Consider the following 23,562-nt stretch of genomic DNA (forward strand, 5'->3'; position numbering starts at 1 on the left):
GTGCCGAGCAGCACGGACCTGCGCGCCCTCACCGCGAACGACGCCCAGCTCGCCGACGTCGCGACCTTCGCGCACGTCGAGGGCACCGGGGTCGGAAGTCGCGTGCTCGCCGTCGCGCCCGACGGAGGGTTGCACACCCGGATCCTCCTGGACCACGGGCTCGACCTGGGCCGGGCCTGGTACGCGGGCCGGGCGATCTCCTGGACGTCGGCAGCCGGGCCGCGCGTGACGTCGCACGGCGCGACCGACGACGACGGCTGGCACCGCGGTTGGGAGGGCGGCCTGGTCACGACCTGCGGGCTGCGCAACGTCGGGGAACCACTGGCTGGTCAACCCCGCCACGGCCGGTACACCGAGAACGCCGCGCAGGGCGTGGCCGTGGAGACCGACCTCGAGGCCGGGACCGTGCAGGTACGAGGCGTGGTGCGGGAGAACGACGGCGTCGGCCGACTCCTGGTCGTGCGTAGGGAATGGACGTTCCACCTCGGGCAAGGGCACGTCGAGCTGCAGGACGTGACGACGAACGAGTCCGGTGCGCCCGTGATCGTCCCGATGCTCTATCACGTCAACCTCGGGTACCCCTTCCTGGAGCCCGGCTCACGGGTGGTGGGAAGCGCGGACGTCGAGTGCGGGCCGATGGGCGAGCCCCGGCGCCGCGACGACGAAGTGCGCACCTGGTCGGCAGAGCCCGTGGACGGGTGGTCCGCCGTCTCGGTGACCTCCCCCGCGCGCGGACAACGTGTCACGGTCCGCTGGAGGACTGCCGAGCTCCCCCTGTGCCATTCCTGGCGGAACTGGCGGCCCGGCGCGTACGTGCAGGGCATCGAGCCCGCGAACTGTGTCGTCGGGGGCGTCGACGAGCCGGGGCGGGGCGCGCCCGCGCTCGTGCCCGGCGAGTCGCGGACGACTCGACTGAGCATCCTGGTGGAGGAGTCATGACGACGGAGCTGCGCGGCATGAGAGCGCTGGTGACCGGTGCGACCGCCGGCATCGGCGAGGCGATCGCCCGGGCGTTCGCCGGGTCGGGGGCGCGGGTCCTCGTCCACGGGCGGGACGCCTCACGGGCGGCGGCGCTCGCCGCCGAGATCAACGGTGACGTCGTCGTCGGCGATCTGCTCGACCCCGCCACCCCCGCGTCCCTGGTCTCCGCTGCCCGGGCTACGGGCGGTCTCGACATCCTGGTCAACAACGCCGGCTTCGAGGAGCATGCGATCCTTGACGATCTCGACGGCCAGACGCTCGAACGCCTGATGCGTGTCAACTTCCTCGCGCCGGTCGAGACCGTGCGGCTCGCCGTCCCGCTCCTCGAGGCATCCGGGCGGGGAACGGTCGTCAACGTGACCTCGATCCACGAGTCCGTGCCCGTCGCGGGCAACGGCGGGTACGCCGCCGCGAAGGCCGCGCTCGCGGCCTGGACGCGGACGGCGTCGGTCGAGCTCGGACCTCGCCGGGTGCGCATCAACAACCTCGCGCCCGGCGCGATCGTGACCGACATGAATCGCGAGCTCATCGCCCGCGTGGGCCACGAGCGGTTCGCCCGCTGGATCCCGCTGGGTGCCCCCGGAAGCGTGGACCACGTCGCCCGGGCGGCCCTGTTCCTCGCCGGCGCCGACAGCGCCTACGTCACCGGCACGACGCTCACCGTCGACGGTGGCTACTCGAACCATCTTGTCCGGTACGCACCCGACCCGGGCGCGTCCTAGTCCACGGCGCGGCCGCCCTGTGGGGCCGCGTGTCCGCGACCGCTCCTGACGGTCGACGGCGAACCATCCTTGTGACACGGAGGTCTGATGTTCCAGCTCAGCGAGTTCCTCGCGCCCCGACCCGAGCCGTGGTGGCCGCTGATCCGGCAGGCGGGCGTTGAGAACGTCGTCGCGATCATGCGGGGCGCGGAGCAGGAGGAGCGTATCTTCGCCTCGGTCGGGGGCGCCCGACCGGTCCCGACGTTCGAGCCGGGGGAGGAGCCCTGGGGCGAGCGTGCGCTCGCCGCCGACGTGGCGACGTTCTCCGAGCACGGATTCACCGTGACCGCCGTCGAGGACACGGCCCCGATGGACGCCGTCCGCCTCGGGCTGCCGGGCCGCGACGAGCAGATCGAGCACGTCATCACGCAGGTCCGGTCGATGGGCCGGCTCGGGATCCCGGTCCTCTGCTACAACTGGATGGCCCGCTCCAGCTGGGCCCGCACACGTAACGACATCCCGGCCCGAGGCGGGGCCCTCGTCACAGGATTCCGCGCCGCCGACGCGGACGCCCTCGGGCCGCTCGTGCCCGCTGGGGAGGTGTCGGCCGACCAGATGTGGGAGGCGCTCGACTACTTCCTCGACGCCGTCGTTCCGGAGGCCGAGGCCGCCGGTGTGAGGCTCGCCCTGCACCCGGACGACCCGCCGCTCCCCAACGTGCGCGACCTGCCTCGCATCATGAGCTCGGTGGACGCCTACCGACGACTGCTGACGCTGAACACATCGTCCAGCAACGGCATCACCTTCTGCCAGGGGAATTTCGCGCTCATGACGCCAGACGTACCGGACGTGATCAGGGAGCTCGGGCGGGACGGGGCCATCGCGTTCGTCCACTTCCGTGACGTGAGAGGAACGGCGGACGACTTCGTCGAGACGTTCCACGACGATGGTCAGACGGACATGGCCGAGTGCATGAGAGCTTATGCAGCCGTGGGCTTCGACGGGCCGATGCGCCCGGACCACGTGCCGACGATGTCGGGCGAGGTCAACGACCGTCCGGGCTACGCGGTCCTGGGCCGACTGTTCGCCGCCGGGTACGTGCGCGGCCTGCAGCACGCGATCCACGGGCACCCCGCCGGGCGGCTCTCGTGAGCTGACCGGCAGGAAACGAAGCCGCACGGCCGCGTCCCGGGCCGAGGTTGACGAGAACCTCGGCCCGGGACCACGGTTCACGCGTCCGCGTCTGGCAGGGCCGCCGCGAGCCGGGCGCTGAGCCCGCCGTCGACCTTGACGTCCGCGCCGGTCACGAAAGCGGCGCGATCCGACAGGAGGAACTCGACCACCTCCGCGACCTCCAACGGTGTGCCGACCCTGCCGAGCGGGTGCGCGCGGCCCCACTCGGCCACGACGTCGTCGGCGGCCCGCTCGCCGGCGAACAGCCCGGCGGCCCAGCGCAGCATCGGCGTCTCGATCGACCCGGGGCTGACGCTGTTGACGCGGATGCCGTCGGCCGCGTGGTCGACCGCCATCGCGCGGGCAAGCCCCAGCAGGGCGGTCTTGCTCGCGGTGTAGGCCGCGACACCGGTCTGGGTGGCGTAGGCCTGCGCCGAGGACACGACGACGATCGCGCCGCCGCCGTTCTCGCGCAGCAGCGGCACCATGGCGCGGCAGGTGTGGAACGCCCCGCCGACGTTCACGCCCATCACCTCGTCGTAGGTGGCGGGGTCGGTATCGTCCACCGCGCCGTAGCGTTGCACGCCGGCCGCACAGACGACGGCGTCGAGCGTGCCGTGCTCGGCGCGCACGCGGCGGGCCGCGTCGTCGAGCACGTCAGGGCGGGCGACGTCTGCCGCCAGGCCGACGAACCGGCCGGGGCTGTCGGCGTGCCGGGACTCGGCGACCTCGAGCGCGGCGCCGTCACGGTCGATACCGACGACTGTGGCGCCGAGCTCCACGAGGAGGTCGGCGACGCCGCCGCCGATCCCGGCGGCCGCACCCGTCACCACCGCGGTGCGGCCGGCCCAGGCGGCATGCTGTCGACCGCGGTCAGGCATGCCCTGCCACCTGTCCGGACATGTCGCCGAGGCGCAGCAGGACGCCGATCGTACCCAGGCGCGGGACCGTCACGGTGACGCCGTCGGTGACCTCCAGGGGTTCTCCGGGCGTACCCAGGAACGTCGCCCGGCGCGCGCACGAGATCCCCGCGGCGCTCGTGAGGCGCACCGGGGCCTCGCCGTCGACGAACGACTGGAGCCTGAGAAGGAGCTCGCCGTCGTCGGTGGGGAGAACGCTCACGGCCTGGACGTCGGCGCGGTCGATCTCGACGAGCGACGCCTGCTCCGGCGCGTCGGCACTCCCTCTAGCAGCGCCCAGCACGGCCACGGTCTCTCCCGTCACGGCCGAGGCAGTCGCCAGGGCGAGCGAGGGGAGCGACTCGTGCTCGTCAGCCGCGGCGACGGCATAGGTGAAGTCCGTCTCAAATCGCTGCTGGTTCGGGAAGTTCGTGTCCCACACGTTGTTGTGGAACCAGGAGATGACCGTGCCCGGCTCGTTCGGTGCCGTGCTCGGGTAGAACGGGGCGTACGGCTGGGCGATGGTGCCGCGCTGTACGAGCGGTGCGTCCTTCGTGACCCACACGGCGCGCACGCCGTCCGACGGCGAGTCGACCGTCACCCAGCTGCGCACCGCGCGCATGTGCTCGGGAGCGCCGGGCACGTGCGGTAGGTCGTCGCCGGTGACGCCTCCGGTGATCTCGTACCGCACCGTGGCGTCGTCGGTCGCGAACGGGAAGATGAAGTACCCGCTCTCCTTCGCGGTGGTGGCGGGCTTGGCCACCCGATTCTGGACGACCAGGTGGCGCGCGTCGTGCGCCAGCCGCAGCGTCACCGTGACCCGGTCGACGCCGTCGGCCACGAACTCGTACACGAGCCGCTGCTCGACGTCGTCCACGCTGCGCGAGATGAACGACGCCGTGCGGGCTCGCGTGCGGGTACCGATGAACGGCAGGTCAGGGCCGGAGAACGACCGGTTGGAGTGGTGGTTGAACCCGGGCGCCGTCGTGTACGCGTCGTAGAGGTACTCGTTCCCGACGAACAACGAGTCCTGGTTCACCAGCTCGCGGCCGCTCCGGCGGTCGATCACCGACACGATGCCTGCCCGGGCAAGGTCGACGGTCACGGTGAGCGACTCGTTCTCCAGCACGAGCGGGTCTCCGGCGCGGACGGCGGCATCCCCACCCTCAACGACGGCCGCCGCGTCGGGCCGCCCGGCGCCGCCCGGGGTGGTGCCGAGGGTGAACGGGACAGCGTCGACCGGGTCGTCGGACACCTGGTGAAGGTCGAACCGCGAGAACCCGACGGGGGGCAGGTCGTGGGCACGCAGCGTGACCCAGCGGCCGGCCTCGCGGTGCTCGCGGTGCTCCTGGTGGTCCACGCGGAACGGCACGCTCTCGCCCGTGCGGGGGTCCCGGACCTCGAACCCCACGCGGAACGGGACGACGCTCTCGCGGACCAGGAAGCGCACCTCGCGGTCGCGACGCACTCCGTCACCGTTCACGACGTAGTAGCTCGCGAGGGCTCCGTCGGCGGTGCCGAGGGTCTCGCCCAGATACGCCGCGGCGCGTTCGCGGTAGGCGCGGGCGTTCTCCTGCGCCTGGAGGGCCTGCGAGGCCTTCCAGTACCACTGGACCTCGCCAGACTCGAACCCGTGGTCGCGGGCGAGCCACGACTCACCGCCGCCCCAGGTGTGCTCGTTGAACAGAGAGATCTTGCGATAGGCGCGGTCGATGTCTGCTCGCGTGCCCGCGAGGCACGTCCCGGTCCGATGCGTGTACAGGGACGCGAGGACATGCGCCTCCGGCATCCGGAACTGTGCGTCGCGCACGAGCTTCATCATGTGGGCGGACGAGCCGACGCCCTCGACCCACCAGTCGCCCCAGTCGCCCTCGTACGTCTGGATCTCGTCGCCGAGGCGCTCCTCGGCGGCGCGGAAGAACTCCGCGTTCGTCGAGTGCACGAGCCGGGGGGAGGACCACGTGTCGTTCCACTCCCGGATGATGTCCGAGGCCTGCAGGCGGGCGGGGCCGTTGTCGCCGCCCCAGCCCTGCGTGCGCAGGTGGACGATGTCCCACGGGTAGGGCTCGCGCCCCTCGGCCTCCTCGTAGCCTGCCCAGCCGAGCGAACCCGGCGGGTAGGGGTACGGGTTGGTCACCATCGACTGCAGGTAGACCGGCAGCATCCGTTCGACCCGCTCGATCCCCTCGTGGAAGCCGAGGATCGGGCCCTCCTGATAGGCCAGCCCGTGCGGGCTGTCCGTCATCCAGACCAGGACCGACTTGCCCGACGGCGCCGCCCAGCGGAACAGGCGGGGGAGAAGCTGCCCACCGAGCCGCTCGGGTACGGAGCGGCCGGCCCAGTTGTGGGCCACCGACAGGTACTTCACGCCGAAGTCGGACAGGGCGTCGGGCAGACCGACCGGCGTGCCGGGCACGTCGGTCTGCATGGCGGTGTCGAACGGTACGCCGTACCGGTCGGCGATGGCACGCGCTCCGCTGAGGAGCTCGTGCAGCTCCTCGGTGGAGCAGGTGTCCGCGTGCAGGTTGAAGGGCATGGCGGTGAGCTCGACGTGACCCTCCCGCACGTAGTCGACAAACTCCTGGACGACGTGTTCGGGGCGGCTCTGCGCCCACTGCTCGAACGCCCAGAGCGACTCCACGACCCAGCGGAATCGCGAGTCGTCGGGGTCGTCGTGCGTGGCGCGCACGATGTCGAGCACGGAGTCCAGGTAGGACCGCTGGTTCTCGAACACGACCGACTGCGGGTCGGTGTAGCCGAGGTCGAAGTGGTTGTGATGGACGAGGTGGATGGTCCAGTCACGCACCGGCGGCATCGGGAACGTGTAGACCTCGTCCCGGACCTCGGGAAGCCGGAGCTGGACGGTCGCAGCCTCGTCGCCGGCGGGGACGAACACGCGCTGGCACCCGGTGGGTCCGTCCACCAGCTCGACCCCGCCGAGGTCGGTGCCGTCGACCGTCACGTGCGCCACGGTCGGTCGGACCGGCCCGGTGACCTCGACACGGATCGGGCGCTCGCGGTCCGCGCCGTTGCCGCGCGCCAGCTGCTCAGGCGTGATGCGGACGGTGATGCCGTCACGCTCGACGCGGACGGCGCTCGCGTAGTCGTGCAGTCCGGCGATGGCGAATGCGCCGCTCATCGGAAGCCTCGTGATGAGGGCCTTGGCAGTCATGAGAAGTTTCCTCTTTCGACACGTGCGTCGGTGCTGGATTCGGGGGGATGGAGCGGCGACGAGCGGGGGCGACGCCGCGGAGCCTGGGGGCGGGGCGCGCGCACGGCGGCCCCGCCCCCTTCTTGGGGCTAGCGCGTGGCGGCCCGGAGCGTGGTGTCCGCCACGTTGCCGGCGTAGTCCTCGATCCTGACGACGACCTCGCTGTGCTCACTCGCCAGTTCTCGGGTGAGTGAAGGCAACGTCGTGCGCCCGCGGATCATCTGCGGTCGTTCGCCCTGGCTGTACGTGGTGTCGAACGGCACCGGCTCGCCGTCCTCGTACACCGTGAGCGTGTGCCAGTCCGCAAGCGCGGGCCGAGTGAGTCTCAGCGAGGTGCCCTCCAGAGCGGCCGCCGAAGCCGGGTAGGCCTCGATCTGGGTGTCCGCGAACGACCCTGTGGCCGACACCGCGGTGCCGGAGCGAGGGGCGACCGTGGCGACGAGGCCGCCGCCGTCGACGGGAGCCCGACGGAAGGTCACCTCGGTCGAGCCGCGACGCGCCACGGTCTGCTCCTCGTAGCCGCGCCGGCCGGCGTCCTCGGCGGCGAGCGTCACGACGGTGGGTGACGCGACCGGCTCCTTCCACGACACCGTGACGGTGCCGTCCTCGGAGGCCTCCGCCGTGACGTCCCCCGGCCCTCGGGAGAAGTCGTACCGCAGCACGGCCGGCGTGCTCTCGCTGCCGTCGTGCCCCACGGCGACGAGCTCGAGCGTGCCGCGCGAGCGCGTGAAGTGCTTGGCGTACAGCACGTCGTCGTACACGCCACCCAGGTACTCGCCGTCGGCGTACACGTCGTACCGGGCGACGTCGTCGTAGTCGGCGAGGTCCCACCGCAGGAAGAGCTCGTCGGTGGACGTGAGCGCGCGGTCGATCTCGAAGCCGCGCGGACGGTCGGGGGTGTGGTCCCTGCCGTCGGTGACGGCGATCTTGCCGACGTTCACCTGGTAGTCCGCGACGGGGCCGTCGCCGGCACGGAAGCCGAGCCCGAACGTCGTGATCGTCTCGCCCGCGAACCGCGACAGATCGACGTGCACGGTGCGCCAGCCGTCCGTCTGCGCACCGGAGCGCTTGACCGGCACCTCGATCACCCGGTCGGGGTCGGAGGCGAGGACCAACGCGAGCGTCAGCTGTGAGCCGTCGTCGGCGCTCGGCTTCGCGTAGGTGAGCTCGACGTCGGTCCCCGGGGACACCTCGAGGTCCGACTTGAACAGGCGGAGCAGGTTGTCGCTCGCGAGGTCGCCGGAGACCGCGAGGGAGCTGCCGCCCTCGTACGCACCCAGGTGTTCGTAACCGAACCGGTCGGCAGCGACGTAGTCCGGGCCGTAGTCGTAGTCCACCTGCAGCGGGTCGGCGCCGTCCTTCGCCTCGACCCACCACTGCCACGTCACGGGGAGGTCCTGCACGCCGATGTTGCCCCACTCCGCGTCGGAGGAGAGCTCGCCCTCGTGCCAGTAACCGAGGCCGTGTCCGGTGTTGAACGTCGTGGCGAACGTGCGGCCCGTGACGGCCGTGCGCTCGGCCACGTACGAGGAGATGCCCTGCCACTCGCCGTCCGCCGGGCGCGTGGCGTCCGTGCCGGTGGGCGACCCGGTCCACCAACGGCGCTCGCGGTCGAAGACCTGGGACTGTGCGGCGTCGTCGGTCTTGTCCGCGAAGTCGGAGTGCACGAAGTCGGCACCGAGGGTGGCGATCGCGTTCATCGGGGTGCCGTCGGCTCCGAGATTGTCCTGCAGGTCGTAGGGCTGGTCGAACTGGTACATGCCCGCCTCGACCCCGGCGAAGACGGTCTGGCGCGGATCCAGGCCGAGCGACCTCGCGTGCTGGGCAGAGGCCGTGAGCTTGGCCGGGTTCCACCAGTAGTTGAGGAAGATCGAGTCGGCCAGGTCGCCCTTCTCCGCATCGCGCACGAACGGGCTGTTGCGCGGGGTGAACTCGTTCTCGTAGAGCTTGTCACCGTTGGCGGCGTCCACCGAGTCGTACCACTGGACGTAGAGACCCTCCGCCCGCAGCGCGGCGAGGAAGTCCTGGTAGTCGTCGACGTCCTCGGCCGCGACCTTGCTCTGCTCCTGGTTGATGAACCAGCCGTCGAAGCCGAAGTACTCGGCGATGTCGGCGAGCTTGCCGGCCGCGGGGAAGTCGCCGTTCGCATCCCGCACCAGCAACTCGCTGTACGTCTGGGAGCCACGGTCGTTGTCGGAGAAGAAGATGCAGCCGAGCGAGCGCACGCCGTTGCGGTGCGCGGCGTTGGTGTACCCCGGGTTGGGCAGGTTCACCGCGCCGAACTCGAACCAGCGCTGGGTCCAGATGGCGCTCGGGTCGTACAGGTCCTCGGGGACCCCCTCGGTCGGCATCCCGTGCCAGGCCGCGTACACGTCGGTGTACTGCCAGAAGCTGAACAGGTGCTGGCTGAACTCGTTGGTGTACGGGTGCGACTCGAAGGACGCGTTGCCGTAGTCGCCGCTGAGGGCGAGCATCTGAGTGTCCGCGGGGAGCGACGGGTCCCGCTGGGTGGACGGATCTGTGTCGGCGCGCTCCTGCAGGGGTACTCGGGCGCGCAACAGCTCGGCGCCCGAGTCCGTGCGAGGATCCCAGTCCAGCAGCCCGTCCGGGTTGTAGCCGTGCTGGTAGGGCTGGTTCGGGCCCTTCGCGCTGTCGCCCTCCCAGGGGAGGGTGTCGCTCGCGGCGGCCACGCCGGCACCGGCAAGGGTGACCGCGAGGGCGGCGGCGAGCGTCGTTCCGGTCCGCGCCCCACGGGCGCGGCGAGTTGGTCGTTGCCTGGCCATACGTCTCTCTCCTTCGTGAGTGATGGTCACCGGCACAGGGCCGGAGTCAGGTAACGCAGGGACCCGCCGTCCGGCTCAGGCCGTCGACGTGCACGGTCGTGACCGCCAGGGGCGAGGTCCCGGCGAAGGCACGCTCGGCGGGAAGTTCCCATGCGATCTGGGCTGTGTCGCCCGGGGGCACGTCGACGTGGCCGAAGGCGACCAGCTCGCGCAGACGCGGCACGCGAGTTCCGCCCGTCCGGTGCGCGACGACGGGGACAAGGGCGTCGGCCGGCTCGTCGGAGCGGTTGGCGACGGTCGCCGTGACGCGCACGGTTCCCGCACCGGTGGACACCTCGAGGTCGGTGACGGCGACATCGAGGTAGCGCAGCCCGTGCCCGAAGGGCAAGAGAACCGGGTCGGGCGCGTCACGGTAGACGTCGGCGGCGGACTGGCGATCGTTGTAGCGCACCGGGACGACACCGGGGTACCGGGGGAGGGTCATGGGGAGCCGGCCGGTGGGTTCGGCCCGCCCGGTGAGGGCGTCGGCCACCGCCTCGCCGCCCCACGGGCCCGGGTACCCGGCCCACAGCACGGCGTCGCAGAGGTCCAGCACGGTCGTCAGCACGTGCGGCCGACCCGAGACGACCACGGCTACGACGGGTGCGTCGGTCGCCGCGCGGACGGCACGGATCAGGTCGTCCTGCCCGCCGGGCAGCGAGACGTCGGCGAGGTCCACGCCCTCCCCGCCCGTGGCCTCTCCGGGGCGCCCGACGATCGCGCCGTTGTCGGCGAACGCGTCGTCGTACGAACGGTGACTGGTGCCGCCGACCACGACCACGACGAGGTCGGCTGCCCGGAGCAAGGCCGGCTCGAGAACGTCGCCGTCCGGCGCCGTGACGTCCTCGCCCATGGCCACCTCGGCGTCCGGCAGCGCGGCTTGCAGCGCGCCGGCGATGGTCGCTGCCGAGCCTGCGGGCAGCGGCGGCACGTAGTCGCCCAGGAGGGCCGGGACATCGTCGGCGTACGGGCCCACCACCGCGACCCGGCGCACGCCCGGGTGCAGCGGGAGGAGACCGTTGTTGCTCAGCAGGACGAGGGAGTCGGCAGCCAGCTGGCGCGACGACCTCTCGGCGTCCTGGCGCGCCCGGGTGAGTCGGACGACGGACCGCTCGGCGTCCAGTGCCGTCGGCACGCCCGGATTGCCCAACAGGCCGAGCCGTTCTTTCAGCGTGAGGACCCGCCCCGCGGCGAGGTCGAGCGCCGACGAGACCTCGGCGTCCTCGACCGCGAGGTCGGCGAGCATCGTGTAGGCGGTGTCCCACAACGAGAGGTCGACGCCCGCGAGCAATGCCGCACGGGCGGCCGCGGGGAGGTTGCCGGTCGTCCCCTCCAGCCGGTCCACGGCGTGGCCGTCGGCCATGACGATGCCGTCGAAGCCGAGCTCGCGGCGCAGGTAGGTCGTCAGCAGGTCCGGGTTGGCGCAGCAGGGCACGCCGTCGATGTCGTTGTAGGCCGCCATCACGCCGAGCACCCCGGCGGCCACACCCGCCGCGACAGGTGGCAGGTGGATCTCGGCGAGGTCGTGGGGGCCCAGGTGGGCGGACTGGCCGTTGCGGCCTCCCAGTGCCTCGCCCTGCGCGGCGAGGTGCTTGAGGACGACGGCGACGCCCTCCCCGCCGACCCGCGATCGGTCGGGCCCCTGCATCCCCTCGACAACAGCGCGCGTGAGCTCGGCGGCGAGCAAGGGATCCTCGCCGAAGGTCTCCTCGGCGCGGCCCCAACGCGGGTCGCGGAGGACGTCGAGAGCAGACACGAGGGCGACATGCACGCCGCTCGCCGAGAGCTCAGCCGCGACCGCGCGGCCAGCCTCCGCGAACCGCTCCGGGTGCCAGCCCGCCGCTACCGCGAGGTTGACGGGCAGCAGCGTACCGCCGAGGGCCTGGTGGCCGTGCGGTGCCTCCTCCACCAGGAGCGTGCCGACGCTGTGCCGGTCGACGGCGGCGACGGCCTCTTGCACCACCTGGGCGGCCTCGGCCCGCTCCTCGGGTCGTATGCCGTTCGCCCACGACCGGCCGGACCAGGCGTCCGCCCGGAAGAGGCCGTACAGGGCACCCAGGCCGCCCCAGCGCTCGATCTCATCGCGACCCTCGTCGGTGACGCGGAAGCCGCCGCGCGGGTCGCGCTCCAGCGCCTTCCAGCCGAGGAGCCGCTGGTTGACCTGCCCAACTTTCTCCTCGACCGTCATCGCGGCGAGGAGCGCCTCGACACGTGGGCTCATACCACGCGGCCCGGGGTGAGGGCCTCGGCGTCACTGACCGCCGAGTAGGCGCTGGTGCCGCCCGGTCCCGGGCGGTGCTGCGCGGTGACGCCGCGTGCCGCGACATCCGCGGCCGACGCCGCCGACCGCGAGGTCACGACGGTGGGCCGGCGCCCCTCCCGGGCGAGGTCCATCCAGGCGGCGAACACAGCGCCACCGGGAGCGAGGTCGGCCCGGCGCAGGGGCACGTCGTTCTCGTCGACCTCGATCACCACGGCGTCGGAGCGGACCGCGGGGCTCGTTGCTCGCCGTCGCACATCCTCGGCGACGGACGCGAACGCCAGCCCGATCGGCTTGACCTCCCCGTCGGCGTCGAAGAGACCGAGGGAGTATTCCAGCTCCGGGAAGTCGGCGAGGGATCGGTCGACGTCGTGCGAGCACCACCACGTCACTCCCCAGAGGGCGGGGCTGTCGGCCGCGTGACGCACGGCCTGTTCGCAGAACGAGGGAGCGTCAGCCTCGTCCAGGCAGTTCAGTGGTGCCCCGATCTCCTGCAGCCAGACCGGGCGGCTCGGGTCGGTCGCGAACGCGCGGGACAGCTCCACCAGGTACTCGCCGTGCCGCAGGCTCTCGGTGGACATCCCGCCGTAGCGTTGCGCGGTGCCGTTGAAGATCCACGAGTGGATGGCGGTGACGTCGCCGAGGCGCGACGCGTGCGTCGGCAGGAACGGGTGGTCGTCGAGATACCAGACCGCGTCGTACTCGGCGTGCAGGCGCAGCCGGTCGCCGTCCGCAGGGACGGCGTCCAGCAGCGTCCGCACCCACCGCTCGGCCTCCGTCGGGGTGGCGCGCATCGGGTTGGGATGCGGGTCACCCGAGAACTGGTTGACCTCGTTGCCGAGCGTGAGACCCAGGTAGTTCGGCTGATCGGACAGGGCTGCGTCCAGCGCACGAGCGAGCTCCGCCTGGGCGGTCAGCGCACCTTGGTCGGTGAACATGTTCGTGGCGTGCCACGACGTGAGCCAGGCCGGGACGAAGTCGTAGCTCGACATGTGCCCCTGGATGACGTCCACCGACGCGTCCAGCCCTGCTTCGCCCGCCAGCTGCACGACGCGTCGCACGTCCGCAAGGGCGCGTGGCCGGATGAGGGTGCGGTTGGGCTGCAGCACCGGCCAGAACGGGAACACGCGGACATGGTCCAGACCGAGGGACGCGATCGCGTCGAGGTCTCTGCGGATCTCGTCCCAGGACGGCTCCAGCCAGGAGTAGAACCAGCCCTGGCGGGGAACATAGTTGACGCCGAAGCGCGGCGTGGTCATCCCTTGATTCCTCCTTGCTCGAGGCCGCGCATGAAGTACCGCTGCAGGGCCGCGAAGAACACGATGATCGGCACGAGGGCGACGATCGTCCCGGCGGCGATGAGGCGCGGGTCGTCGTAGAAGGTGCCCTTGAGCATGTTGAGCCCGACGGTGAGCGTGTAGTTCTGCTCGCTGGAGAGCACGATCAGCGGCCACAGGAAGTCGTTCCACGAGCCGACGAAGGCGAAGATGGCGACCACCGTCATCACGCCCTTGACCTGGGGCAGGCACACGCGCAGGAAGCGCTGCCAGACGCCGGCCCCGTCCAGGACGGCCGCCTCCTCGAGCTCGTCGGGGATTCCGGCGAAGGCGTTACGCATGAGGAGCACGTTCAGGGGCGCGACCAGCGCGGGCAGAGCGACGCCGACGAGGCTGTCGGTCAGCCCCGCAGACCGCACCAGCAGGAACTGCGCAACGATGATCGCCTCGACCGGCACCAGCAGCGCCGCGACGAACAGTGTGGTGACCAGGGCGCGACCGCGGAACCGCAGCCGGGACAGGGCGAAGCCGGCGGCTGTGGCGAAGACGACGTTGCCGCCCACGACCATGACGGCGACCAGTGCGGAGTTCGCGACGAACTTCAGCACCGGCACCCGGTCGAGCACCCCGGTGTAGTTCTCCAGGGTGGGGTCGGCGGGGATCAGTTGCGGGGGCTGCGCGTAGAGATCGTCGCCCGCACCCTTGAACGACAGGGACAGCTGCCACAGCAGCGGTCCTGCGAGCAGGACCAGCATGAGGACGAGGATGGTGTACCGGACGACGGCACCGCCCCGGATGCGCTTGGTGGCGTTCACGGCTTCCTCCCCTGACGGTTCTGGGCGACGAGCTGGAGCACCAGGAAGGCGGCCATGATCACGAACATCACGAGGCTGATCGCGCCGGCGTAGCCGGTCTGAGCCTGCAGGCCGGTGCCCTCGCGCTGGATGAGCATGGTCATGGTGAGGTCGCCCCCTCCCGGGCCGCCCGTCCCGTTCGACAGGACGTAGATCTCGCCGAAGACGCGGAACGCCGCGATGGAGGAGAACAGCCCGATCAGCCCCATCGTGCTGCGCACGCCGGGCATCGTGACGTGCAGGAACTGCCGCACCGTGCCCGCGCCGTCCACCGCCGCCGCGTCGTACAAGGTCGGGTCGATGCTCGCCAGCGCCGCCAGGTAGATGACCATGTAGTAGCCCATGCCCATCCACACGGTCACGAACATCGCGCTGAACAGCAGCAGCCAGCGATCGGTGAGGAAGGGCACGGGCTCCGTGATGACCGACAGCCAGGAGAGCACCTGGTTGACCATCCCGCGGCGGTCGAGCAGGTTCGTCCAGATGAGCCCGACGATGACGGGCGACATGACCACCGGCAGGTAGTACGTCGTCCGGAAGAAACCGAGCAGGCGCCCCTTGCCCGCCACGAGCGCGGCGAGCACGAGGGGCAGGACGACCATCACGGGCACGACGCAGATCACGTAGAGCGTGGAGTTCAGCAGCGCCGTGGTGAAGCGGGGGTCCTCGAGCAACCGCGTGAAGTTGTCGAGCCCGATGAACTTGCCAGGTTTGAGGAGCGTGGCGTCCGTGAACGCGAGCAGCAGGGTGTTGACGAAGGGGAAGATCACGAACGTCAGGACGACCAGCAGAGCGACGGAGAGAAAGATCCAGGGCGCGTACCAGGGGCCGTGGGACCAGTGCCGCGTGCGGCCGGCCGACCGGCCGGGTCGCAGGGGACCCGGCCGATCGGCGTCACGTCCAGGTACGGACGCCGTGGTGCTCAAGGGGTTGGTCACGGAGCTCACTGATTCGCGAGCCGGTCGTTCGAGTACTTGACGGCGTCGTCGAGGGCCTCCTGCGCGGACTTCTTGCCGAGCACGGCCTGCGCGATCTGCTCACGCAGGTACTCCGAGTCGGCGCCCCCCGAGAACGCCGGCGGCCACCACACCGCCGCGTCGGCGACCTGCTCGGCCGAAGCGATGCGGACCTGTGCCAGGTCGGTGCCGTCGTCGTCGGTGAAGAACGGGTCGTCCAGGGTCCCGGCCGACGACGGGAAGACCGACGCCGCCTTGGCGAAGGCGAGCTGGTTCTCCGAGTTGGTGACGAACTTCGCGAAGGCCTGCGCCGTCGCGGTGTTCTTCGACTGGGAGTTGATCACCAGGGACTCGATGTACATGTTCGGCGCCACGTTGGCGATGCGCGGCCCCATCCCGAGGTTCTCGTAGATCTTCGGAGCGGTGTCCTTCAGGTCGTTCAGGGTGTAGGAGCTCCCCAGCATCCAGGCAAGCTCGCCCGACTTGAAACCGTCCACCTCGGCCGTCTGCAGGGCGTTGACCGCCTCCTCCGAGAGGCCCTTCTGGTTGTAGAGGTCCACGTACCGCTGGACGTACTCCACGCCCTTGGCGTTGTTGAAAGTGAACTCGGTGCCCTCGTCGTTCATCAGTTCGACGCCGTACTCGCCGAACGTCTCGATGCTCGGCAGGCGGCCGATCATCGTCGGGTCGCTGCCGCACTTCTCGGCCATGACCCCCGCCTGGGAGAACAGGTCGTCGTACGTCTCGGGAAGATCCTTCGGGTCGAGGCCGCACTCGTCGAAGAGCGCGGTGTTGAAGAAGGACGGGCCCGTGTTCAGGTACCAGGGATAACCGTAAGTGCCCCCGTCGACCCCGGCGAAGGTCATCGACTCCCATGCCTTGGGCAGGTACAGATCCTTCGCCTCCGGGTCCGCCTTCGCGATGTCGAGGAGCGTGCCCGCCTGCGCGAGCGTGTAGGCGGACTCCGGGCCCATGTCCATGACGTCGGGCAGGTTGCCGGCCGCGGCGTCCGCCGAGAGCTTGTCCTGGTACCCCTCGGCAGGCTGGTCGATCCACTTGACGGTGGTGCCCGGGTGCTCCTTCTCGAACGCCGCGACGAGGTCGGTCAGATAGTCCTCATAGCCGCCCTTGAGGTTCCAGGTCTGGAACGTGATCTCGCCGGTGATCTCGCCGTCGCCGGAGTCGGTCGAGCCGCCGGAGTCGGTCGACCCGCCGGCGATGCCGCACGCACCGAGGGCGAGGGCGGCGGCCGCGACGGCGCCCGCCGCGGCGAACCTGGGGAAGGACCTGCGCATGTGATTACTCCTTCGTAGTCGAGGATCCGGCGCGCCGGATCCGCAGGGTGGTGACCTGGAACGGGGCGAGCCGAAGCCGCGCTCCGTCGAGGGGAGCGGGGTCGGTGGATCCCAGGGCCCGAGAGAGGTCGTCGGGGTGCTCGTCGAGCGGACGCTCGAGGAGGTCGGTCTCGACGACGGTCGCGCCCCGCAGGTCGGGGCTTGCCGCGAGGGCGCCGCGGGCCCGCCCGCCGGCGACCTCGGCCACACGAACGACGACGTCACCGCTGTCGTCGTCGGCGAGCTTGACCCAGTCGACGACGGCGGAGCCCGCGTCGAGTGCGAGGCTCACCGCCGGGTCGATCTGAGGCACCGCGTCGAGGACGGGGGCGTTCAGGGCGTAGGCGGCGGTGACGGTGGACGGCTGGTCAGCGGCCACCACGGACCAGGCCATGCGGTGCCTGCCCAGGTCGGCACCCGGGTCGGGGTAGCGGGCCGCGCGCAGCAGCGAGAGCCGCACGAGTGTGCCACCTGCGTCGAGTCGCGTGACGTCCACGCCGTGGCTCGAGTCGTTGACGACGCCGACGCCGTACCCGGGCTCGGCGAGGTGCAGATAGCGGTGCTGGTTGACCTCGTACCGCGCCTCGTCCCATGACGTGTTGGTGCCGACGGGACGCTCGACACAACCGTACTGCGTCTCATAACGCGCTCCGGGAGCCCGCACGTCGAGGGGCAGCGCGACCTTGAGCAGGTGCTCGCGCTCCTGCCAGTCCACGTCGAGGGTGGCGTCGAGCGCCGCAAGACCTGGGCGCAGCACGTGGGTGAGCGTGAAGCGGGAGCCGCCGTGCGTGCGTACGACGGTGACGCGCGCGGCCCCGTCCTCGTCGCTGGCGACGGCGAGGCTCTCGACCGTCTCGACGTCCTCGCCGAGGCCGAGGGTGTGCCGGTCGACGTCCCACGCGTCCCAGCGGATCGGCACGTCACGGAACAGGGCGAGGGCACCGAGACGGGCGCCGTCCGGGACGAGCTCGCGGTCCGCGGTGAGGTCGAGCAGCGAGGTCACGTGGCCGGAGGCGTCGACGACGACGCGCAGCAGCCCGTTGTCGAGGACGGTGCGACCCTCCGTGGTCTCCACGACGACGGGGTCGGCTTCGGAGGGGCGCTCCACGGCCCACGACCCGTGCGCCGTCGGCGTGAGTCGCGCGGGGGAGCAGCCGCCGTTGGCGGCGAGTGCGCTCGCGGCCTGTGCGGCGAGGGCGCGCAGGCGCTCGTCCAGGCCGCGGTAGGTCTCCCGCGCCTCACGGTGCACCCAGGCGATGGACGACCCGGGCAGGATGTCGTGGAACTGGTGCAGCAGGACGGTCTTCCAGACGTCGTCGAGCTCCGCGCGGGGGTACGGGGCGCCCCGGAGAGCGGCGAGAGTCGCGAGGTGCTCGACGGTGCGGAGCATGGCCTCCGAGCGCCGGTTGCCCTGCTTCATCGCGAGCTGCGAGGTGAGGGTGCCGCGGTGCAGCTCGAGGTAGAGCTCACCGTGCCACAACGGTGGGCCGCCCGCGGCGATGTACTCCGCTTGGGCCTCGGCGAAGAACTCCGACGGGTTGCGCACCTCGACGCGCGGCGCGCCCTCGAGGTCGGCAAAACGGCGGGCGCGGCCGAGCATCTCCCGCGTCGGGCCGCCGCCGCCGTCCCCGTAGCCGAAGGGTACGAGGGAGTGGGACGAGCGGGCCTTGTCCCGGAAGTTAGCCGACGCGTGGTGCAGCTCGGCGGCAGAGACCTCGGCGGCGTAGGTGTCGACCGGCGGGAAGTGCGTGAAGATCCGCGTGCCGTCGATGCCCTCCCAGTCGAAGCTGTGGTGGGGGAACGTGTTCGTGTCGTTCCACGAGATCTTCTGCGTGAGGAACCACCGGAAGCCGGCCCGCCGAGCGAGCTGCGGCAGGGCACCTGAGTAGCCAAAGCTGTCGGGCAGCCATACGCCGTCGGGCTCGACGCCGAGGCGCTCGACGAAGTATCGCCGCCCGTAGGTGAACTGCCGCACGATCGACTCGCCGGTCGGCATGATCGCGTCAGACTCGACCCACATGCCGCCGACCGGAACGAACCGTCCTTCCCGGACCCGTTCGAACATGCGGTCGAACAGCTCAGGCTGGTCCTCCTCGAGCCACGCGAACTGCTGCGCCGACGACATGGCGTAGACGAGCGACGGGTCCGAGTCCATGAGGGCCAGGACGTTGGAGACGGTGCGGGCGACCTTGCGCCGCGTCTCTCGCAGCGGCCAGAGCCACGCGGTGTCGATGTGGGCGTGACCGACGGCGGTGATGCGGTGGGCGCTGGCATGGGCCGGCTGGGCGAGAACTTCGGCGAGCTCCGCGCGCGCTGCCGTCGCGGTTGCCGGGTCGGTGTGGTCGAAGGCGTCGAGGGCCCGGCCGAGCGCGTCGACGAGGCGCCAGTAGCGTGGGTCCTCGGAAGGCACCTCGCCGGCCAGTCCGCCCACCACCTCGAGGTCGCGCACGAGCTCCCACGTCTCGGTCCGAAACTCGCAGACCGCGGCCGAGCGCAGCACGTACGGTGCGAAGCTCGCCGCTGTGTCCTTGTCGCCGACGTCAGTGACCTCGAACGGGGGGAGACCGAGCACGAGCGGGTTGGCGGCAGCCTCGACGTACAGGGTGAATGAGCCGTCGCTGTCGACGAGGCGATCGTGCGCGCCGGGGCCGCGCAACCGGAGCGTGCCGTGGCGAGGGTGCAGCGCCTTGACAACGGAACCGTCGGCCCGGTGGACGAGCGCCTCGCCGTGGCCTCCAACGGAGTGTGCCTCCCAGCCGAGATCAACGCAGAGCTCGACGACCTCTGGCGCGTCGACGGGCACGCGGCCTTCGACGCGGAACCAGGTCGTGCTCCACGCGGGACCCCAGGTGGAGCCCTCCTGGAACGGCTCGTACCGAGGGGTCGCGCGCCCCGGCAACGGTGCGAAACCGATGGCGTGCCCGGCCGGGACGGGTTCGCCGTCCCCGTCGACCTGCCAGGCGTGCAGGGTGACACCGGCGAGCGGCAGATGGACCTGCGGCTGGATGCGTTCGCGCAGCACCCGCTCGAGCCGGTCGAGCGTCTGCTGGGGGTGCGAGTGCACGGGAACTCCTGTGGCTCGGGGGGAGGCGGCGGTGCCGGACCGAGAGCAACTAATGCCCTTTAGTTGGCGCGACACTAGCCGTCGTGGGCTGAGGAGTCAATGTGCGAGTGCGGGCGGGTCAGTCGGCGGCGGCCGTGCTGCCCCGCACGATCAGTTCGGGCGTCTGCTCCTGGCTGTCGGCCGGCGGGGCGCCGTCGAGGATGCGCAGAAGGTGCTGGGCGACGTCTGTGCCGAACCCGTGGGTGTCGCGGTGGAGCGCAGTGAGCTGCGGCTGCATGGCCGTGCACACGGGGGTGTCCTCACACGAGGCGACCGCGACGTCGTCGGGCACGCTCAAGCCCAGGTTGCGCAGTGTTGCGACCACGGCGACGGCCAGAACCTCGTTGTCGCAGATGATCACCTCCGGGGGTGCGGGGTCCGCGAGGAGCGCTCGCGTCGACTCGGCGGCGGAGCGCGAGGTGAAGTCTGTTCCGACGACGCGACCCTGGCGCAGCCGGTGGTGGTGCACAGCCTCGTCGAACGCTTTGACCCGGCGCTGCACATGGAGCAGGTCCTGCGGGCCGCACAGGTAGGCGACTCGCTCGTGGCCGAGAGCTCGCACGTGGTCGAGGACCAGGTTCATCGCCGCGGTGTCGTCGATGGACACCGAGGGGATCAGGCCTTCCGGGTCCGGTCCGCCCGCGAGGACCGCGGGCAGGCCGAGGTCGACCACGGCGCCGGGGCGCGGATCGTCGGCGCGAAGGTCGACCAGCACGACGCCGTCGACGCGACGTTCGGCGTGCCAAGTGCGATAGACCTCGATCTCCTCATCGAGCGTCTCGGCGACCTGGATGAGAAGCCCGTACTGTGCGGATCGGAGCGTCGCCTGCATTCCGGTCATCAGTCGCATGAAGAACAGGTCCGAGTCGGCGGTGGCCGAGGTGCGTGACAGCACGAGGCCGATCGTTCGCGATCGGGCGCCCGTCAGGACGCGGGCTGCATAGCTCGGGCGCCACCCCATCTCCTCGACCACGGCGAGGACGCGCCGTCGCGTCTCGTCGGAGATGCCGGGACGACCGTTCAGCGCGAACGATGCCGCCGTCTCGGAGACCCCGACCCGGGCTGCGATGTCCCGCAGCAGAGGGCGCTTCGTGTTGGAGCTCACCGAGTCCCCTTTGTGCGTCGCGTGGCAGGCACGGTGCCCAGGCCACATCTTGGTGCCATTCTGGGGCCTGATTGGCCGACGTGGGGCGCAGCCGAGCCCGCTTCTGGATGCGGACTCGTCTCGTCCAGGGCGCCGACGGGGCTGCGGGTGACGGCGGCCACCCCCTTGGCGGTGGCCGTGGTCATCGGGAGCGATCCGAGGCTACGGCGCTTCCCCTACGAGGGCGACGCCCATACCAACGACGCGCGGCGCAGTGGCCGTTGACTGCCTCAAGCAATGACGCTAGCGTGCCGAACTAAAGGGGATTAGTTCCCTGGATCTCGACCATGTGGAGCTGCGTGTACACCGACACGTCGCTGTCAACATGTTCGGCCGAAGGCCACGCCAGCGCCTCAACGGAGTCGCGCTGCGGGCTCGGCATGTCGACGGAATGACCTTGACTTTCGTTCGCGGCCAGGCGCTGGCGGTGACACGAACGGGAGTCCGATCCCACGCCGTCACGACTCCGATTCATCTGACGAAACGGATGGAAATGACCACCAACGATCCCCGCCTGACCTTCACCATGCATCGGCGAGCGTTCCTCACGACTGCGGGGGCGACGCTGGCACTGACCGCGACGGGCTCCTGGGACCGGCAGGCCGCCGCCGCGGCCGATGCCGTCACCGCGCCCGGTGCCACGACGGCGCCCAGCGCGGCGCCGACCTTCCCTCCCACCCAGACGGAGCTGCGGCTGCTGACTCCTGAAGAGCTCCAGACGTTCCTGGACTACGACCCCGCCTCCGACCCCAACGCGGCCTACATGCGCAGCCAGGTGGCGCGTGCCCGCCGGATCGACCTGCCGGCCGCCACGCAGGCCAACCCGCGCCTCAGCCCGAGGCCCGAGGTCTTCAGTCTCGACACCTTCTACTGGCCGGTCGTCGCAGACGCGCCGTCCTTCCGCCAGACGCGCTACGGCTTCGACCAGTACCCCTACATCAGCAGGTTCGCCCAGTACGTCGACTACATGGGCGACTGGTTGGGCCTGTCGGGTCGCCTGGACACCATCCCGAACCCGGCACGGGTCGACGTCGCGCACCGCAACGGCGCGTTGGCCCTGGGCACGGTCTTCCAACCTTACTTCTCTGCGACGCCGGGTGCGGTCACGGACTTCATCGCCAAGGATGCCGAGGGCCACTTCGTCGTCGGGGACAAGCTGGTCGACCTCGCGCACCACTTCGGGTATGACGGGTACTTCCTCAACATCGAGGGAACCAGGCTCACCCGCGCTCAGGCCGACGACCTCGCGGCCATGTTCGACGCGATGCACGACCGCGCGAGGAAGAAGGGGATGCCCGACTTCTACCTGCAGATCTACGACGCGCTCCTGCGTGACGGCTCGGCCAAGTATCGGAACCGTTTCACCGAGGACAACGCGGGGTGGATCGACCCGGGGCGCGTCGTCGACAGCATGTTCATCAACTACGCATGGCCGCAGAAGTTCGCGGAGCCGGACTGGGCGCACGACGCGGACTACGTCGCACCGTCGGTGGCGCTTGCCAAGAGCCGCGGGCTGGACCCGTTTGAGACACTTTTCTTCGCGCTCGACATGGGTGAGGAGAACGACGGGAAGCACGCCAACGCCCTCGACTACTACGCCGACCAAGTGGTTCCCCTCAACGGGGAACGTCCGCCGGTGGCGAGCCTGGCGCTGTACAGCCAGTCGGACCGCGTGGTCCGGCGCACCCAGGCCCAGGTCGGTGCGCAGGCGACCGACCCTCTGGTCATGCAGGAGGCGATCCACGTCGCCGACCGAAAGTTCTGGGCCGGCAGGGCCGAGAACCCGGCAGTCCTCCCTGCGCCGGTCCATCCCTCTGTCGAGGAGGCAGTGAGCCCGGACTGGGTGCCGCAGTACGGCGTGGCCAACTTCATCCCGGAGCGGTCGGTCATCGCCGAGCTGCCGTTCACCACCCGGTTCAACACCGGGCAGGGGCACCGCTTCTTCCTCCGGGGCGCGTCAGCCCACCAGCGTGTCTGGTACAGCATGGGCGTCCAGGACGTGCTGCCGACCTGGCAGTGGTGGACGCGTGACCTCGACGGGGCGACCGGTGTCCCGGGCCTCCTCCGCGTCGACTACGACCACACGGTCGCCTTCGACGGGGGCAGCTCGCTGCGCCTCGACGGTCCTGTCGGCGACGGTGCGGGCACCGAGGTGCGGTTGTTCAAGACCGCCATCGACGCGGATCGACCGGCGGTGATGTCGCTCATCGTCCATGACGGTTCGGTCGACGCGAGCGGGCTCGTACGGCTGGGGGTCAGCTACGACGACGCCCCGGGACGCACCACGTGGCTGACTGCGCGGTCCCGGCGGGCCGTGGCCAACGGATGGCGACGGCTCGAGTTCAGGGTTGCTCCGCGCCGCGGGACGCTGGTGACCGCGGTCTCCGTGGGCGTGGTTGCGCCGTCCGGTGTCAGCGTCGACGACTATCGCGTGTACATCGGCGAGCTGCGGATCGCCGCGCCGCGCACCGCGCAGACCCCTCCGCCGCCGGCGGGGCTCCGCATCGACACGAGCGCGCCGAGCAGCGGCGGGAGCGGCCTGACCGCCGGCCTTCGGTGGCGGTCGACCCCGGAGATCTGGTACTACGACCTGCGCACCATCACCACGTCTCCTCGGTGGTTGGGACGGGTCTCCGGTGACGCGTACGTACTCGACGACGTCGAGCCCGGCACGCGCGTCGCGGTCGTGGCAGTCGCTCCCGACGGTACCGAGAGCAATCCGGCTGTCGTGACTATCCGATAGCCACGGCGTGCGCTCTCGCGGATGAAGCGCCGTCAGCCGCTGGCTTCGGAAGGCGGCAACAACTCGGAGGGCTCTTCGCGGATCGGGTCGCGGCGTTGCGAGCC

The 23,562-nt window shown here is 70.9% G+C and carries 14 protein-coding genes; 4 read left to right on the top strand and 10 right to left on the bottom strand.

What is annotated here, in order from left to right; all coding sequences use genetic code 11:
- From ACFWDO_RS06685 to ACFWDO_RS06695, 3 genes are all read left to right on the top strand, one after another.
- Positions 1-939 (top strand): DUF4432 family protein, encoded by a 939-nt coding sequence (locus ACFWDO_RS06685; RefSeq protein WP_380315135.1) that lies wholly within the window; start codon positions 1-3, stop codon positions 937-939.
- Positions 936-1,703 carry an SDR family NAD(P)-dependent oxidoreductase gene (locus ACFWDO_RS06690; protein WP_380315132.1) on the top strand — a complete coding sequence of 256 codons (768 nt, stop codon included), beginning with the start codon at positions 936-938 and terminating at the stop codon, positions 1,701-1,703. The genes ACFWDO_RS06685 and ACFWDO_RS06690 overlap by 4 nt, the downstream gene beginning before the upstream one ends.
- A gap of 87 nt (positions 1,704-1,790) precedes the next feature.
- A complete protein-coding gene (locus ACFWDO_RS06695; protein ID WP_380315129.1) occupies positions 1,791-2,834 on the top strand; it encodes a mannonate dehydratase in 1,044 nt (347 codons plus the stop codon).
- Between the two features lie 77 nt (positions 2,835-2,911).
- On the opposite strand, the gene ACFWDO_RS06700 is transcribed toward ACFWDO_RS06695, so the two are convergent.
- The 10 genes from ACFWDO_RS06700 to ACFWDO_RS06745 form a co-directional block, all read right to left on the bottom strand.
- Positions 2,912-3,736 carry an SDR family NAD(P)-dependent oxidoreductase gene (locus tag ACFWDO_RS06700; protein WP_380315126.1) on the bottom strand — a complete coding sequence of 275 codons (825 nt, stop codon included), beginning with the start codon at positions 3,734-3,736 and terminating at the stop codon, positions 2,912-2,914.
- On the bottom strand, positions 3,729-6,893 hold the full coding sequence (locus ACFWDO_RS06705; protein ID WP_380315123.1) for a hypothetical protein: 3,165 nt from the start codon (positions 6,891-6,893) through the stop codon (positions 3,729-3,731). The genes ACFWDO_RS06700 and ACFWDO_RS06705 overlap by 8 nt, the downstream gene beginning before the upstream one ends.
- A gap of 161 nt (positions 6,894-7,054) precedes the next feature.
- The gene (locus ACFWDO_RS06710; protein WP_380346858.1) at positions 7,055-9,655 is read right to left on the bottom strand and encodes a hypothetical protein; all 2,601 of its coding nucleotides are present in this window, start codon (positions 9,653-9,655) and stop codon (positions 7,055-7,057) included.
- Positions 9,656-9,794: 139 nt separating this feature from the next.
- Complete coding sequence (locus ACFWDO_RS06715; protein WP_380315117.1) at positions 9,795-12,008, bottom strand: glycoside hydrolase family 3 N-terminal domain-containing protein; 2,214 nt, start codon at positions 12,006-12,008, stop codon at positions 9,795-9,797.
- The gene (locus ACFWDO_RS06720; RefSeq protein WP_380315114.1) at positions 12,005-13,306 is read right to left on the bottom strand and encodes a glycosyl hydrolase; all 1,302 of its coding nucleotides are present in this window, start codon (positions 13,304-13,306) and stop codon (positions 12,005-12,007) included. Before ACFWDO_RS06720 ends, ACFWDO_RS06715 begins: the two co-directional genes overlap by 4 nt.
- Positions 13,303-14,139 (bottom strand): carbohydrate ABC transporter permease, encoded by an 837-nt coding sequence (locus ACFWDO_RS06725; RefSeq protein WP_380315111.1) that lies wholly within the window; start codon positions 14,137-14,139, stop codon positions 13,303-13,305. The genes ACFWDO_RS06720 and ACFWDO_RS06725 overlap by 4 nt, the downstream gene beginning before the upstream one ends.
- Positions 14,136-14,948 carry a carbohydrate ABC transporter permease gene (locus ACFWDO_RS06730; RefSeq protein WP_380315108.1) on the bottom strand — a complete coding sequence of 271 codons (813 nt, stop codon included), beginning with the start codon at positions 14,946-14,948 and terminating at the stop codon, positions 14,136-14,138. Before ACFWDO_RS06730 ends, ACFWDO_RS06725 begins: the two co-directional genes overlap by 4 nt.
- Before the next feature lie 173 nt (positions 14,949-15,121).
- Entirely contained in the window at positions 15,122-16,429 is a 1,308-nt protein-coding gene (locus tag ACFWDO_RS06735) for an ABC transporter substrate-binding protein (RefSeq protein ID WP_380315104.1), read from the bottom strand.
- Between the two features lie 4 nt (positions 16,430-16,433).
- Positions 16,434-19,532, bottom strand: a complete 3,099-nt coding sequence (locus tag ACFWDO_RS06740) for an alpha-mannosidase (RefSeq protein WP_380315101.1) — start codon at positions 19,530-19,532, stop codon at positions 16,434-16,436.
- A 118-nt stretch (positions 19,533-19,650) separates the two neighbouring features.
- A complete protein-coding gene (locus ACFWDO_RS06745) occupies positions 19,651-20,676 on the bottom strand; it encodes a LacI family DNA-binding transcriptional regulator (RefSeq protein ID WP_380315098.1) in 1,026 nt (341 codons plus the stop codon).
- Between the two features lie 436 nt (positions 20,677-21,112).
- Here ACFWDO_RS06745 and ACFWDO_RS06750 point away from each other — a divergent pair, with 436 nt between their 5' ends.
- Complete coding sequence (locus ACFWDO_RS06750) at positions 21,113-23,458, top strand: hypothetical protein (protein ID WP_380315095.1); 2,346 nt, start codon at positions 21,113-21,115, stop codon at positions 23,456-23,458.
- Positions 23,459-23,562 lie beyond the last annotated feature (104 nt).

This window comes from Isoptericola sp. NPDC060185 (assembly GCF_042728595.1).
Lineage (GTDB): Bacteria > Actinomycetota > Actinomycetes > Actinomycetales > Cellulomonadaceae > Isoptericola.

What these genes read in the sequence shown, in the direction of transcription:
- ACFWDO_RS06715 (WP_380315117.1), bottom strand. Translation starts at nt 12,008, where the DNA reads ATGAGCCCACGTGTCGAGGCGCTCCTCGCCGCGATGACGGTCGAGGAG.
- ACFWDO_RS06690 (WP_380315132.1), top strand. Translation starts at nt 936, where the DNA reads ATGACGACGGAGCTGCGCGGCATGAGAGCGCTGGTGACCGGTGCGACC.
- ACFWDO_RS06700 (WP_380315126.1), bottom strand. Translation starts at nt 3,736, where the DNA reads ATGCCTGACCGCGGTCGACAGCATGCCGCCTGGGCCGGCCGCACCGCG.
- ACFWDO_RS06735 (WP_380315104.1), bottom strand. Translation starts at nt 16,429, where the DNA reads ATGCGCAGGTCCTTCCCCAGGTTCGCCGCGGCGGGCGCCGTCGCGGCC.
- ACFWDO_RS06695 (WP_380315129.1), top strand. Translation starts at nt 1,791, where the DNA reads ATGTTCCAGCTCAGCGAGTTCCTCGCGCCCCGACCCGAGCCGTGGTGG.
- ACFWDO_RS06720 (WP_380315114.1), bottom strand. Translation starts at nt 13,306, where the DNA reads ATGACCACGCCGCGCTTCGGCGTCAACTATGTTCCCCGCCAGGGCTGG.
- ACFWDO_RS06705 (WP_380315123.1), bottom strand. Translation starts at nt 6,893, where the DNA reads ATGAGCGGCGCATTCGCCATCGCCGGACTGCACGACTACGCGAGCGCC.